This is a genomic window from Anaplasma phagocytophilum str. Webster, from assembly GCF_000964685.1.
In the GTDB taxonomy this organism is placed as follows: Bacteria; Pseudomonadota; Alphaproteobacteria; order Rickettsiales; family Anaplasmataceae; genus Anaplasma; species Anaplasma phagocytophilum.
In genome coordinates this window covers 743,260-757,774 of the sequence record NZ_LANS01000001.1, presented here as the reverse complement: position 1 = coordinate 757,774, position 14,515 = coordinate 743,260, and the positions used below count along the sequence as shown (strand labels likewise).

Genomic DNA, 14,515 nt, shown 5'->3' with positions numbered 1-14,515 from the left:
GTCCCAGACTCTAAGATAGAAGAGATCGCCTCATTTCAACAACCTTGGCAATATCTCCCTATAATACATATATAATCATAGATTCCTAGATAACCAGTACACAAATTCCAAATTTATCCAATAACAATCCATGATCAGCTGTAACAATAGAACTCAAAGTAGAAAATAGATAAACCAGACAGGATACTTTTGGGAACGACGTACAATACAGCATCCTTTCTAACTCACCGCAAATATACTTTTTGAAAGCCTTTCTTAAATCTTCCAGGATAACCACATAATCACGCTCTGAAGCGTTACAGAAGCCGTATGGATTCTTACCACCGGATGGACTCACCACTCTTGCTTGTGTAACATATCTCGTCCAACTCCCGCAGCTTTCTATCGTATGTTTTTGCTGCAAACACCGTAACTCGTTATTTAGTATTATAATGTTGCAATTTCTTTGTTAGTCACGTTGATAATGCCACCCAGCGGGGCGAAATACGGATTTTTATCCTCTGCACCAAAGAATCTATGCCTATACCTACACAAACTTGTAGTTTAGCAACGTTCACATACCCAATTAATTCCCGCACGGTCCACATGCACGGTGAGCTACACCTGACCATACCATATGGACACGCGCTATATACCCTCAGATGTTATACGAACCAGAGTAAAGCGACCGTGCACAAGCAATGCTCCCAAGACTATATAAAAGAGTATTATACATAAGCCACTATATAAGACTTCATACTCTTTAATCGCAAGTAGCACCTCCTAATGCCGTCATCTATGCCCTGCCAGTAGCACACGGAAACGATACAGCGCGTCCATACCTGAACACATACCACATCACTACTCAAAGCTTGCCGTCCAAGCTCTAACGCATTATAACGCCAGGCTCCGGAGATGAAACAACGCACTTCACCGTGGTTATCTCAGTTACATTTCCAGCAATACTATCATTTAGTACAGATTCTATTACCTCCACACCCTCCTGTACACAGGCATAATATACTGTATCCAATGCAGGTCTTGGTTCTGTCGTACCAGAGAAATCAGCATGTGTAACACCCGCTGCAACCTTAGTAGCGCCCGACACCTCAACAAACTGCTCAGGCTGCATTCTGCATGGAAGCTTGCAATCCGGAAATATAAAAACCCTATTCTCGACTTTGTACTCCTCAGCAAAGAGCCTTGCAAGAAACAAGAGCGCTGATGATGCCAGAAAAATGATAAGGGAAGCTTGAAACACTGCAACCATTACCCCCGTAGCCGGAACAGTAAGCAACTGACCAATAGTTCCACCTTGACCTATTATCGCTCCCAAAAACCCTGACGCAACCCACAGTGACGATATCATCAGATACACAAGAGTAGTCTGATATGAAGTGTACCCGCTACTACCCCATCTCTTGATAACATTAAGATAAAAATTGACCTTACTTGGGCTGCTATTACGCGAGACTGTACCGTCTGCAATGCAAATCTTAGCGCTATTGTGCTCTAGTGCTGCTACAACAGCAGAGTACAATACGCTGAGTAAAAACATTACCGATGCCGCCATAGCTACGGCAAACATTGTCGTATGCAGAGAGATGACGAGCCCAGTCGCAACAGCGTATGAAAGTGAGAATATAGCGACCGCTCCACACAACGCAGCGCACAATATTCCCGCCCTGTAATAAGACTTACTAAACGCCCTTTTATTTATTGAAGATTTTAAATCATTATCTACTACAATAGAATCAACAGCCATACACACCCTCAGCTATCTTCCTTGCAGCATGTCACCAGAGGATGACTTCGCCGTGAAATTGCACCGAACACGCACAACCCCAAGTAACACTAGTCAATTGTAAAACCTTTGTAACACACACACAAGCACACACTAGGTTGGCCAGCTACGAAACCCGGCTTTCTGCGGGTTTCATAGCTGCACAATCATTTGGAATTAGATTTTCACACGAAGTAATAGTCGCATCAATATTATTTTCTGCGCCAACCTCTACAATGGTAAAGTCTCCTAAGAAATTTTTAGCAAACTCGTTAACTTCTTCCAGAGTGACAGATTCATACCTAGCACTGTAATTGTGAATGTCTGCACCAAAACCATGCAGCTGTAGATATACCAATACCTGAGACATAGAAGAAGTTCTGGAGAGTGAAAAGAGAGTAGAACTCACTATTTTTGCACGCGCAATCTCAAGCGCACGTTTGTCTAGCCCCTTTTCCTTAACAGATTGCACAGTCCTTAAAAACGCTTCTACACCTTTTCTTGCAGTTGTTTTATCGGTAAACAAAATACCTTGGAACAGACTTGCACCTTCTACATTATACAGACCACTGCGTACATTGTACGTTATGCCCAACTTTTCACGTAGCTCCTGCATAAGAACCGAACTTAGACCCATACCACCTAGTGCACTGCTAAGAACCTCCGCCACATGATACTTTGGATCTTTACGAGGTATGCTCTTCGCCGCAAAAACTATAACACTCTGCGGCGAATCATACGCAACATATCCACGCAACCCTATGTTAAGAACTGCATCGCCAATTACCTTGGAATTTTGTCCTCTACCAAGACGGGCAAGAGCTCTATCCAGCATGCGTGAAACATCCTCTTCAGATGCATTTCCAACAACACCTATTACCAGTTTGTCTAAGTCAAAATTTTCACGTCGGTAATTTTCCACGTCTTCAATGGTAACCCCTTCAAGAGCGTCTAATGTGCCGGAAGCGTCATAAGCGTGCGGCTGATCACCAAATACAACTTTGTTCAACATGTTATGCGCTAGCTGTCCCGGATCACTAGAATCACGTCTTATGTCTGATTTTTGACGCTCCTTTTCTATGACGAAAACCTCTTCATCAATAGGAGAATCTACCAACACCTCCCCTATCAATCCTAGTGCAAAATCTAAATTCTCGGAAAGAGTCTTCAACGTTACATAAGCATTGTCGCTGTCTACAGAAACATGAAAAATTATTCCTTTCTCTTGAAACAGCTTAGCAATACTTTCCCCATCCTTCGTCGTACCACGCGATATCAACGAGGTTGCTAACAACGCCAAACCCTTTTTGTCTATAGGATCATAAATGAAACCAGCATTTTTAAATGCCATAGTCATAGACACCAGAGGAAGCCCTTCTTTTTGCTTGTACCAGTAACCAATCCCTGCAGAAGTCTTCACGTCGCGAATGTCAATTTTCATATCGGAGGCAAAGCAATGAGTACCCCAAAACAAAACGCTAATAAAAAATAGCACATGACCAAATAGCTTATTCCTCATTTTATGCCTCCGTTACAGACACTATACTTTCATCATCTGGAGACCACATAGCCTCATCCTCGCGCGGAAATTCCGTTGCTATATCAAAGCCTTCTTCAGGCTGAGATATATCTTGAGAACCTAGCATTTCTTCATCATATTCGTCGTCTCCATCGTGCTCATCACCAGTAAGGTAGGCTGTCACAGAAGCCTCACTAAATATACGCCTCAGCACAGAATTAACATCCTCTACAGTCACGCTTTTGATTGCTCCTAGCACATCTTCAGGAGCTAACGGCTCTGCCCCCGCAGCTAAAGTATCAGCATAGAACCTCGCCATACTCGCTACACCATCTAAGCCATATGTGAAGTGCGCCATGCTCCTGTATTTTGCACTATTAACAAGCTCCTCGGTTACGCCCTGCTCCATCAAATCTGCTATTACTTCCTTAGCTTCCCTATTGATATCTTCAGGTGAAACACCAAGTTTTGGCAGCAACTCGACCGATACTACACCATCGCTTCCCACTAGTTCACTGTATTCCCCAAAAACACTTGTCGCCAAGGACCTGTTTTTGACTAATTCGTTATACAGTACACCAAATGCGTCTCCCGCAACTATATCTACAGCAATATGCGCAGCGAGCAGGACCTTATTGTCTGACTCAGTACTCACACTTGGAGCTTTGTATAACATCATTACCTCAGGATCTGAGATTGTATGATGCGACATTTTTACAATAATCTCACTTCTGTGGGGAGGCTCGATGTTTGCTGCAAACTTTTTCTCAATACGTTCATGACGGTTTTTTATCTTACCGTAGTGCTGATTGGCCAATCGTACAACTTCACCAAAATCAACATCCCCTACCACGAGCAATATGGCATTATTAGGGTTGTAATACTTACGATAAAAAGCGTTGGCTGCCTCTTTATTGTAATTCGAAATCTCATGATCCCAGCCTATAACGGGTCTACCATAACCATTCCTGTAGAACACGTTGAATACTTCTTCCGCAAGCAAAGCCTGCTTTGTACTCTCAACCCTCATCTTACGCTCTTCACGCACAACATTGCGTTCACGCTCTAGATATTTGTCCACCAGACGCAGCGACTGCATTCTATCTGCTTCCATCTCCATCATCAGAGGAAGGTGCTTCTTATGCACTAACTCATGGTAAGCAGTGTACGAGGAGGAGGTCTCCGCATTTAGATCTCCCCCAAGTCCATCGATAACATCTGAAAACTTCGGAAACTTCTTTGTCCCCGAAAACATCATGTGCTCAAAATAATGAGCAATACCTGACAAACCAGGAGGGTCATCAACGCCTCCTACCTTGTATATCAGCATGTGCATAACTATAGGCAAGCTGTTGTTTTGTATTACATAAACCTTCATGCCATTTTTTAGTTCAGTAGAACGCATTTTTTGCTGATCTACCGCATGCGCAACACGCCCAAAAAGCAAAAAGATACATAAACAAACCACAAAAAAACTTCTCATCCTTTTTTTCATCCAAAAATGAAACAACTTTATCCGAAATATTACCGTAAATAGTTTCAACTATCTTAACAATATCATGAACTATCCCTTGTTTCCTAAGCATTAAGCTGGCTGCGTTTTCTGAGTTCCATAGCTAAAAAGACAATCACTCCACACGTTATAGTGAGATCTGCCAAGTTAAACGCAGGCCAGTGCCAATCTCCAATGTGTAAATCTATGAAGTCATACACAGCACCGAATCTTAGTCTATCCATTAAATTCCCAAGCGCACCGCCCACTATAACGCTCAAACAGCAACTTCTTGACATACTTTTCGTTTTGATCTTCGTATATGACAGGATTGCTATAATGACTGCTGATAATACCATAAAAACCGTGTTTCCATTTTCCAAGGTACTAAACAGGCCGAAGCTTATTCCTTTATTCCAAAGCTGTATCAAATTACAATATTCAAAAACAGTAATATCGCCGTGTGCCGCGTACAGCTTGGACATATACAACTTGCTTATCTGATCTAATGCCATCACAACGTGCAGCACTATTATTCCGATTATAGATTTCCTCATAACACAACCTACAGTATCATTGTCGCGCTCATAATAGCAGAAACAATTTTCTTTGAATAGAAGAACTCTATTGGCACAATATATGTATTATGACTAGTGTTTTTGGCGCTTTACCACTGCTATGTCTCTTTTGATCTGTTCTACCAACTGCTCTATGCTCTGAAATTTTTGCTCTGGCCTTATGAAGTCCAGAAGCTCTACAGTCACTTTGCGTCCGTATATGTCTTCATCGAAATCAAAAATGTGCATTTCCAATATGGGCAACTCCACTTCAGAAAACGTAGGTCTTACCCCTATATTAGCTATTCCTAAGAGCCACTCTTGTCCAATGAGCACTCTAGCGTTATACACGCCCCTACAGGGCATGATAGTATGCTCTAGACTGAGATTAAGAGTGGGAAAACCAATCGTTCTTCCCCGAGCTCTGCCCCGCATCACTTTACCACTGATGGCATGACACCTGCCGAGTAGCAAATTTGCAGCTTGGATATCCCCGCTTTCCACACACTTTCTGATGGAAGAGGACGAGCATATCTTCTTTCCACTGATAGAAAGATGATCAACTACCATAACTTTGTAACCATAGCTTTGAGAATATGATCTGAGCGTATCGATGTTACCCATACATCGATAACCAAAAACACAATCCTCCCCCACAACTACATGCCGTGCTTTACAGCGTTGTACTAAGATGTTTTCGATAAAAGCTTCTGGCAACATTTTAGCGAATAATTCATCAAATTCTACAACATGCAGGTAATCTATATCGCAGCTTTCTATAAGTTGAACTTTGCGCTCAAAGTCTGATAACAAAAAATTCTCCCGCTTTTTCAAAAACACTGCTGTATGAGGAGAAAACGTTAATGCAGCAGAGGCCAGATTGTGTTCCTGGGCTAAACGCACAACCTCAGAAAATACGTGCATATGCCCACGATGCACTCCATCAAAATTTCCGAACGTTAGCACCACTTCTCTGGCACTAGGACGCTCACAAAGCACTTCCATACAAATATCTTTACACACAAACGAAGCTATGCTAGCCAAGCGCATACAAATGAATTGAGAGAGGAGGTGATATGCGCGATGTTGTCATATACACCAAAGTCCCCTGTCCATATTGTACTAGGGCTAAGGCTTTGTTCAACAAAAAAAGTATTCCCTTCAAAGAGATAGATATAACTAACGATCCAGCAGCGCAACTTGAAATGGTAGAACGCTCTGGTAGGAAGACAGTTCCACAGATATTCATCGACGGAGAAAGCATTGGGGGATGTGACGATTTGTACGAGCTATATGAGTCAGGAAAACTAGAACTATAAGCTGGCAGCCATGTGAGATGTTGTAAGTACACTGATTCCGGAGACATTGGTAGGTGCGTCCTCAAAGCTGCAATTCTGATCTAAGCACCGCAGTTATTAGAAGTAAGCTATTATTAGGAAGCGTAATGATGTCGATGGCTATAGTCATGGCTGGGAATGATGTCAGGGCTCATGATGACGTTAGCGCTTTGGAGACTGGTGGTGCGGGATATTTCTATGTTGGTTTGGATTACAGTCCAGCGTTTAGCAAGATAAGAGATTTTAGTATAAGGGAGAGTAACGGAGAAACTAAGGCAGTATATCCATACTTAAAGGATGGAAAGAGTGTAAAGCTAGAGTCACACAAGTTTGACTGGAACACTCCTGATCCTCGGATTGGGTTTAAGGACAACATGCTTGTAGCTATGGAAGGTAGTGTTGGTTATGGTATTGGTGGTGCCAGGGTTGAGCTTGAGATTGGTTACGAGCGCTTCAAGACCAAGGGTATTAGAGATAGTGGTAGTAAAGAAGATGATGCTGATACAGTATATCTACTAGCTAAGGAGTTAGCTTATGATGTTGTTACTGGACAAACTGATAAGCTTACCGCTGCTCTTGCTAAGACCTCGGGGAAGGACTTTGTTCAGTTTGCTAAGGCGGTTGGGGTTTCTCATCCTAGTATTGATGGCAAGGTTTGTAAGACGAAGGCGGATAGCTCGAAGAAATTTCCGTTATATAGTGACGAAACGCACACGAAGGGGGCAAGTGAGGGGAGAACGTCTTTGTGCGGTGACAATGGTAGTTCTACGATAACAACCAGTGGTACGAATGTAAGTGAAACTGGGCAGGTTTTTAGGGATTTTATCAGGGCAACGCTGAAAGAGGATGGTAGTAAAAACTGGCCAACTTCAAGCGGCACGGGAACTCCAAAACCTGTCACGAACGACAACGCCAAAGCCGTAGCTAAAGACCTAGTACAGGAGCTAACCCCTGAAGAAAAAACCATAGTAGCAGGGTTACTAGCTAAAACTATTGAAGGTGGTGAGGTTGTTGAAATCAGGGCGGTTTCTTCTACTTCTGTGATGGTCAATGCTTGTTATGATCTTCTTAGTGAAGGTTTAGGCGTTGTTCCTTATGCTTGTGTTGGTTTAGGCGGTAACTTCGTAGGTGTTGTTGATGGGCATATCACTCCTAAGCTTGCTTATAGGTTAAAGGCTGGCTTGAGTTATCAGCTCTCTCCTGAAATCTCCGCTTTTGCGGGTGGATTCTACCATCGTGTTGTTGGAGATGGTGTCTATGATGATCTGCCGGCTCAACTACCTACAAATTGATAGGTACACTAAAAGCCCACGTAATAACTCTCATTATTAAAATGAGGAAGATGAAGCAGATACAGTATATCTACTAGCTAAGGAGTTAGCTTATGATGTTGTTACTGGGCAGACTGATAACCTTGCTGCTGCTCTTGCCAAAACCTCGGGGAAGGACATCGTTCAGTTTGCTAAGGCCGTGGAGATTTCTCATTCCGAGATTGATAAGAAAGTTTGCGTGACATCCGGCGGTAAGAAGTATGGAGGCTCGACAAGCAGTGATGGGACTGAGAAACATTGTGGGGAAGGAACCTCAAGCAGTGGCGTAGGAGATGGGCAGCTCAAGGGTTTTAGGGCTGCCGTGTTGGAGCTAGGAAAAGGGTGGCCTGGTTCGGGGAAGGCGAGTGCTGATCATGACGACAACGCGAAGAAGGTATCTTCGGACCTCGTAGCTCTTAATAGTGACGAAAAAACCATAGTAGCAGGGCTACTAGCTAAAACTATTGAAGGGGGAGAAGTTGTTGAAATCAGAGCGGTTTCTTCTATCTTCATAAGAATATGAGATGAGTGACGATCACCTTTTCCATAGTTCGCTTTGGATATGCCAGTTATTTTCTGAGATGCTTGGAAGTTACACCTATGAGATCTCTCAATATATAACTGTAATACTACACTAACATCTTTCCTGACTTTAATCCGAGGGTATCTTCTTGTATGAAATAACTGCAGAACAAGATAATGATCTTTATAACCTGGGTTCAGGACATGCTTGGGTTTAATGCCTATGCCTCAACTTTGGTAATTATCCAGCGTAGGACCTTCTCCAAGCTGCCCGGATGATGAGAATTGTTTTTTGTACATTGTCTCTTATAAAATGTACGTGCTATAAGCATAGCAGAACCTACAGCTGCTGACATTTCAGGCTTGCCTACATATTCCGGCCACATACCCTTAAGATTAATAGGAGTTCCAACTCTGACTTGCCGGTTAAGTATAGAACTAGCTACCTTTTCTATTCCCAGCAATTTGCTGCATCCTCCAGTGATGACAACCTTACTTACTACATTCCGATGCTCATCTACCCGGCTTTTTACAAACTCTAAGATCTCCTCAACTCTTGGACGAATGATGCTAGCAATGTCTGCTCTCGTAACACATTTCAACTCTCCATCTACATCGCATATCTCAATCGGATAATCGTCGTCCGATGAGAAAAGCATCGTGCTGCCGTGCGTGACCTTTATGCTCTCCGCATCTTTTAAGCTTACACATAGTCCATAAGAAACATCACGCGTTATGTGATGCCCACCAAATGGAATGCAATCTGCGTGTTCGTACTTCCCCTTATAGAAAAACCCCATGGAAGTGTAATTGCTTCCCATGTCGATGACCAAAGTACCCAACTCCCGCTCATCGTCAGTCATGCAAGCTAATCCCGACGCATACGACTCCGCTACGCACCCACCCATCATTAAATTGTTGCTAGTTATGCATTGCTCAATGTTCACCAACGCCAACTTTGATACCGTGACAGCATGTACATCTGCACGCAGTTTACTGCCATACAGACCTTCCAGTTCTGTGATGTTACTTAAATTGTCCAAATGATATGCCATCGGAACATTGTGAATTGCTATGTCTTCACCAGAAAACTTTTCGTAGGTTTGTAACATGATCCTTCTAATGTCACGCTCAGAGATCTCATGAACATTTGACAATACTTCGTTAGAGATGTTGGATGATTTTACCCCGCAGCCTGATACAGTGACGTATACTTGACTTATAGTTTGTGCTGAAACTTGTTCCGCAAGATCAATACTAGACAGCACCGAGCATCCTGCGCTTTGTTTATTAACTATTGCACCGCCGTTAATGCCTTCCGAAGGCTTGTAGCCCACTCCTATAACTTCTGGTACACCTTCGTCGTTTACTTTGACCGCAAGACACACTACCTTCGTGCTTCCCATGTCGAGAAAACTGGCACACAGCCCGTAAGAATCATGCTTGTCTTCAAAAAATGAGCACTACACGCTCGCTACTCACATTATCAAGAGCTCTGACGTGGAATAATAAGGAAAAAACTCTCACTTTTTTACGCAAACGCAAGGTCATCTATTATAAACTGTACATATTCATTACCCCGCCATTGATTCATGCTGACTTTGCCAAGTAAATGTACAGCTATGCCTCCCTGTAGTAACCCTAGAGCTAGTTCTGTTCCTACACATTTAAAGCACATTCCCCGCACAGAAGCACCGCTGCCGTCGTCAATTAAGCATTTTATGTGACTTTCTCCTATAATAGCGGGATTTTTTATACGAACATTTCTGAGTACAAATTTCGGTTCCGGGTTTCCAGGCCCGAACGGTTCTAATAATTGCAATTCTCTGCACAACGCGGAAGAAATGCCCGCAGTTGATAAAATACCACTCGCATGTAAAGCCTTTTGTATATTTACATCTTTAAATCTCTCTAAAAAGAACTTATATAGTGGCTCGATCTGGCTTCTATGCACGGAAAATCCTGCAGCCATTTCATGTCCACCACCTTCAGGAATTAGTTTTTCAAACTTAGCGGATAGAACAGCAGCCCCTATGTCAATACCCGCTACAGAACGCGCGCTAGCTTTCCCCATGTCCCCATCTAGAGAAATTACAATTGTTGGTAAGAAAAAACGTTCTTTTATGCGACCAGCAATGATTCCTATAACCCCAACATGCCAATTTCCTGTGACCATGATGATATTCTTACCTTCATCAACAAGGAGTTCTGCCTGCGCCAGTGCTTCAGCAAGGCTTCTATTCTCTATTTCTTTTCTCTCATTATTCAAATCAAGCAACATCGTGACAATTTTATTACACTCAATAGCATCATTGCTTGATAAAAGCCGCGCCCCTAAGCTTGAATTCCCGATTCTGCCTCCTGCATTGATGTGGGGACCTATGCAAAAACCGAGATGATAAACACTAGGCTTTTCTTCAATACCTATCGCATCGGCAAGAGTTCTAAGCCCCATATTTCCTCGTTCTGACATCACTTTTAGTCCCTGTTTTACAAATGCCCTGTTTAACTTGAGCATTGGCATGACATCACAAACAGTACCAAGAGCTACCAAGTCCAAATAATTCATTAAATTTGGCTCATTTTCTTGCTGAAAATACCCTGCTTGTCTCAGAGTCTTATTCAATGCAATCAACAACATAAAGGAAGTCCCTACACCCGACAAATACGTGTAAGTCGACGTCTCATCAAGGCGATTGGGATTTATAATGGCCGTCGCATCCGGTAATGTGGGAGACCCTATGTGGTGGTCCACAACAATTACATCTAATCCCGCAGCCCTAGCAACTGATATTGGTTCATGCGCAACAGTACCGCAATCTACTGTGATACATAAACTACATCCCTTCTTTCTAAGTTTTATTAGAGCTTCTGGATTTGGTCCATACCCCTCTTTTAAGCGATCGGGAATGTAAACTTCCGCAGTAGCTCCTATGCTTTTGAAATACCTCTTGAGCATTGCCGAAGAGGTCGCCCCATCAACATCATAGTCACCAAAAATTACTATTCTTTCTTTCTCATAAATGGCTTTTAATATCCTATCAACAGCCTTTCCCATATCCAACAGATGGAAGGGATCCGGCAGAAGCAGCTTTAAAGTGGGAAACAAGAAATCTCTAATATCATCTAGAGGTATGCGTTTTATAGCTAAGACATGCGCTACGATTTCAGAAAGTCCGAACTTCTGCTTTATCGTGAGTACATCCCTATATGTAGCGTTATGCACCTTCCATACGGCTCCACTTACTCCCGTACATAAGACTGCTTCTTCTGCTGAGCTTTGTAGCATACTGCACCAAATTCCTAATATAGGCCGTCAATTTTGTGCACACTACCCCTCAGAAGCAATGATTATTTATTATAAGAAGCAACACCCCATAACTCGCTCACGTAGAGCATATCCTGCGTAACACAACTTCTTACCAACAGTAACGCGGTGGATAATCGATAAAATCCTTTACTATCTATGGCGTGAAAAAGCCCTCCACTCCATCAAATGTGTATAGCTTGACCAGTTTTACAACGTCAAGACCAAGCCCTTCAAGGCAAAGCAATAATTGACTAATAGAAGTAGAATCCGCACCTTCCTGTGCATCATAGACGAATCGGCATGTCAAAAGATCAATATACGAACAAACACATGGGGCATTAGGCCATAACTCCAGGCCCTTCGCGTGTATGAGACGTAGTTTGACAGAAGGAGGCAGGGCTGCCGCTAAAGATTGCACCAACTCATTTAACCCGTCACCACCAGACCAATGGATTGTTACATCCGCTCCAACTAATACCTTCTTAGAGGTATCTTGCACACGCTCATAGTGCATAGCCTCCTCGGTATTCTTATTTATCAACATGCTGCGTAGATACTTTGGGGAAGTTCCAAGATTATTTACAACAGCTTGCGCAAACTCAGTGGTAGAAGCCCTACTAGAGCTGGTTTTTGCATTGTAAATATCGGCAGTATGTACACCATCTTCTAAAGTTTTCAAAAACGCATTATATATGGCCTGGGCGGTGGATTCTTGTCCAATATGCACCAGCATCTGCACTGCAGCGTTAAGTAGCCCTGACGGATTCGCTATATTTTGTCCGGCTATATCTGGAGCAGAACCGTGTACTGCTTCAAACATTGCGTATTCTTCTCCGAGATTTGCACTACCTGACAGTCCAATGGAGCCCGAAGCTACAGCCACAACATCTGATAATATATCACCATACAGGTTAGGAGTTACCACTACATCGTATTCTTCAGGATGTGCAGCAATCCTTGCCATGCCTATATCCACTATGCAGTACTCTGAAGATATGTCAGGGTACATCGCAGCAATTTTTTGAAAGGCACTGCGAAATGTCCCATCCGTCATTTTCATAATATTATCCTTGATCAGACAGGTCACCCGCTTTCTATTATGGCTTCGGGCATAGCGAAACGCATACGCACAGAGCCTTTCGGAAGCAGATCTTGTGGTAATTTTATCACATACCGAGGCATCTTGAGATATCCTATACTCTACACCACAATACGTGTCCTCTTCATTTTCGCGGACTACCACGATATCGAGATTAGTACTTCCGGTATCTATGATAGGAGAATACGTGACACAGGGACGCACGTTTGCGTATAAACCTAAGCTCTTACGTAACGCGACATTTAAGCTCTTATGGCCTCCACCTTGAGGAGTCATAGTAGGAGACTTCAGTAAGACTTTGGTTCTACGGATAGAAGCCCAAGAAGACGGAGCGATACCACAGGGCCAGTCCCTTTTATACTGTGCATGACCTATCTCCGCAGTTTCAACCGCTATATCCGCCTGTGCTTCTTTTAATATTAGAAGTACAGCCTCCATAATTTCCGGTCCTATACCATCTCCATAAGCTACTGTTATCGGTACCGACATTTTCTTCCCTGTCCAAAAAACGCAGTAGTATAGCGCATCTTTGTAGAATCAGGAAGTACCTAAGATTGTATAGCCCAAAGAACCCGACTGTATTTTCCGTTCTATACGAAAATTTAACTTATGAAATATAACTGCGAGTGATATTAATACCGCAACATTACGGACAGCTACAACATTATAGTAACGGTAATCGCTATATAGATTAAACTTAGAGAAATTCAGTTCAAAAAGATCTCTGACATGTGGGAGCCGCAGAGTGTGTCCTATCTTCTAGGTGTCACCGTTGTATAGATATAAATGACAGCATCTCCTGTATTTTTATGGAAAAATCATCTAATTTACCAGAGATTGTGAACTGATTAAGTGGATACTTTTCAGGAAAGTGCTCGAATTGGTGCTGAAAATTAGCTTTATCAGCAAGTATACTTTTCAATCTCTGTATATCCAGAAAATCATCTGGCCTGGAGAAGTGCCATTTATCCTCTGGCAGAGGATCATCCCCTGATGGTAATGCAATGCAGGTATATACGTCACTATACTCTATGCATCCAGTGGCTTCGTTGATATAAACATCGTATCGAAAATTTGAAGATACGAATCCTCCTATCCATGGATAAGGAAAAAAGTGAAGATATACGGAAACTTTATTAGGCTCAGTACAGCGCATGTGTACTGAATGCTTTATAGGTACTTCGTTTTTATCTCTAGGGATATGCTTCAGAAGATCCTTATAATTGCTTTCAAATGGAAGATACTCATTATCTTTGTCTGCCATACGTGCAATAGCACAGGTGGTTGCGTTTGGATACCCTTCGACACAAGATTGATTGAGGGTGCTGACTAGCTCCTCTAACAGTAATGGATTTGGTATGCCTGCACTACCAGTTTCACCAACTGCGTTAGCCCTTTCAAACATCAATTTGAGTTTACAGAAAGATTCCCTTCTATCTCCTTGAGCATCCAGCACTGAGGTGTATTCTTCAGGCTTTATCCCCGTTTTTTTACAGATCTCTTCCAGTGGAAATAGCGAAAGCCTCGCACTTGGTGACATATCATCATAGATCTTGGTGATTTCTGTAAGATAGGTTTGCGCACGAGTCTAACCGCCTTTTACCAGA

The 14,515-nt window shown here is 42.7% G+C and carries 12 protein-coding genes and 1 pseudogene; 3 read left to right on the top strand and 10 right to left on the bottom strand.

What is annotated here, in order from left to right; genetic code table 11:
- Window positions 1–85: 85 nt before the first annotated feature.
- The 6 genes from APHWEB_RS03185 to APHWEB_RS03160 form a co-directional block, all read right to left on the bottom strand.
- Window positions 86–403, bottom strand: coding sequence for a hypothetical protein (locus APHWEB_RS03185; protein ID WP_133121406.1), 318 nt, complete (start codon window positions 401–403; stop codon window positions 86–88).
- 462 nt (window positions 404–865) lie between these two features.
- Window positions 866–1,744, bottom strand: a complete 879-nt coding sequence (locus APHWEB_RS03180) for a hypothetical protein (protein ID WP_011451204.1) — start codon at window positions 1,742–1,744, stop codon at window positions 866–868.
- 145 nt (window positions 1,745–1,889) lie between these two features.
- Window positions 1,890–3,281, bottom strand: coding sequence for a M16 family metallopeptidase (locus APHWEB_RS03175; protein ID WP_011451205.1), 1,392 nt, complete (start codon window positions 3,279–3,281; stop codon window positions 1,890–1,892).
- Between the two features lies 1 nt (window position 3,282).
- Window positions 3,283–4,776 carry a M16 family metallopeptidase gene (locus APHWEB_RS03170; protein WP_021799113.1) on the bottom strand — a complete coding sequence of 498 codons (1,494 nt, stop codon included), beginning with the start codon at window positions 4,774–4,776 and terminating at the stop codon, window positions 3,283–3,285.
- Window positions 4,777–4,859: 83 nt separating this feature from the next.
- Window positions 4,860–5,330 (bottom strand): signal peptidase II, encoded by a 471-nt coding sequence (gene lspA, locus APHWEB_RS03165; protein ID WP_011451207.1) that lies wholly within the window; start codon window positions 5,328–5,330, stop codon window positions 4,860–4,862.
- Window positions 5,331–5,423: 93 nt separating this feature from the next.
- Window positions 5,424–6,335, bottom strand: a complete 912-nt coding sequence (locus APHWEB_RS03160; RefSeq protein ID WP_044104334.1) for a bifunctional riboflavin kinase/FAD synthetase — start codon at window positions 6,333–6,335, stop codon at window positions 5,424–5,426.
- Window positions 6,336–6,406: 71 nt separating this feature from the next.
- On the opposite strand from APHWEB_RS03160, the gene grxC reads away from it, so the two are divergent.
- The 3 genes and pseudogenes from grxC to APHWEB_RS03145 form a co-directional block, all read left to right on the top strand.
- Window positions 6,407–6,649, top strand: coding sequence for a glutaredoxin 3 (grxC, locus tag APHWEB_RS03155; RefSeq protein ID WP_011451209.1), 243 nt, complete (start codon window positions 6,407–6,409; stop codon window positions 6,647–6,649).
- 125 nt (window positions 6,650–6,774) lie between these two features.
- Complete coding sequence (locus tag APHWEB_RS03150; protein ID WP_044128601.1) at window positions 6,775–7,959, top strand: P44/Msp2 family outer membrane protein; 1,185 nt, start codon at window positions 6,775–6,777, stop codon at window positions 7,957–7,959.
- Between the two features lie 40 nt (window positions 7,960–7,999).
- Window positions 8,000–8,497 (top strand): annotated as a pseudogene (locus APHWEB_RS03145) (P44/Msp2 family outer membrane protein); the annotation flags it as partial.
- Between the two features lie 223 nt (window positions 8,498–8,720).
- On the opposite strand, the gene ftsA reads toward APHWEB_RS03145, so the two are convergent.
- The 4 genes from ftsA to APHWEB_RS03125 all read right to left on the bottom strand — a co-directional run bounded on the left by ftsA (window position 8,721) and on the right by APHWEB_RS03125 (window position 14,448).
- A complete protein-coding gene (ftsA, locus tag APHWEB_RS03140) occupies window positions 8,721–9,905 on the bottom strand; it encodes a cell division protein FtsA (protein WP_011451210.1) in 1,185 nt (394 codons plus the stop codon).
- Between the two features lie 125 nt (window positions 9,906–10,030).
- Entirely contained in the window at window positions 10,031–11,788 is a 1,758-nt protein-coding gene (recJ, locus tag APHWEB_RS03135) for a single-stranded-DNA-specific exonuclease RecJ (protein ID WP_011451211.1), read from the bottom strand.
- Between the two features lie 175 nt (window positions 11,789–11,963).
- A complete protein-coding gene (gene icd, locus APHWEB_RS03130; protein ID WP_011451212.1) occupies window positions 11,964–13,397 on the bottom strand; it encodes an isocitrate dehydrogenase in 1,434 nt (477 codons plus the stop codon).
- 277 nt (window positions 13,398–13,674) lie between these two features.
- On the bottom strand, window positions 13,675–14,448 hold the full coding sequence (locus APHWEB_RS03125) for a hypothetical protein (protein ID WP_020849451.1): 774 nt from the start codon (window positions 14,446–14,448) through the stop codon (window positions 13,675–13,677).
- Between the last annotated feature and the right edge of the window lie 67 nt (window positions 14,449–14,515).

Excerpts from the sequence above, each read along its gene's own strand:
- APHWEB_RS03180 (WP_011451204.1), bottom strand. The coding sequence starts at position 1,744 with ATGGCTGTTGATTCTATTGTAGTAGATAATGATTTAAAATCTTCAATA.
- APHWEB_RS03175 (WP_011451205.1), bottom strand. The coding sequence starts at position 3,281 with ATGAGGAATAAGCTATTTGGTCATGTGCTATTTTTTATTAGCGTTTTG.
- APHWEB_RS03170 (WP_021799113.1), bottom strand. The coding sequence starts at position 4,776 with ATGAAAAAAAGGATGAGAAGTTTTTTTGTGGTTTGTTTATGTATCTTT.
- lspA (WP_011451207.1), bottom strand. The coding sequence starts at position 5,330 with ATGAGGAAATCTATAATCGGAATAATAGTGCTGCACGTTGTGATGGCA.
- APHWEB_RS03160 (WP_044104334.1), bottom strand. The coding sequence starts at position 6,335 with ATGGAAGTGCTTTGTGAGCGTCCTAGTGCCAGAGAAGTGGTGCTAACG.
- grxC (WP_011451209.1), top strand. The coding sequence starts at position 6,407 with ATGCGCGATGTTGTCATATACACCAAAGTCCCCTGTCCATATTGTACT.
- APHWEB_RS03150 (WP_044128601.1), top strand. The coding sequence starts at position 6,775 with ATGATGTCGATGGCTATAGTCATGGCTGGGAATGATGTCAGGGCTCAT.
- ftsA (WP_011451210.1), bottom strand. The coding sequence starts at position 9,905 with ATGGGAAGCACGAAGGTAGTGTGTCTTGCGGTCAAAGTAAACGACGAA.
- recJ (WP_011451211.1), bottom strand. The coding sequence starts at position 11,788 with ATGCTACAAAGCTCAGCAGAAGAAGCAGTCTTATGTACGGGAGTAAGT.
- icd (WP_011451212.1), bottom strand. The coding sequence starts at position 13,397 with ATGTCGGTACCGATAACAGTAGCTTATGGAGATGGTATAGGACCGGAA.
- APHWEB_RS03125 (WP_020849451.1), bottom strand. The coding sequence starts at position 14,448 with ATGTCACCAAGTGCGAGGCTTTCGCTATTTCCACTGGAAGAGATCTGT.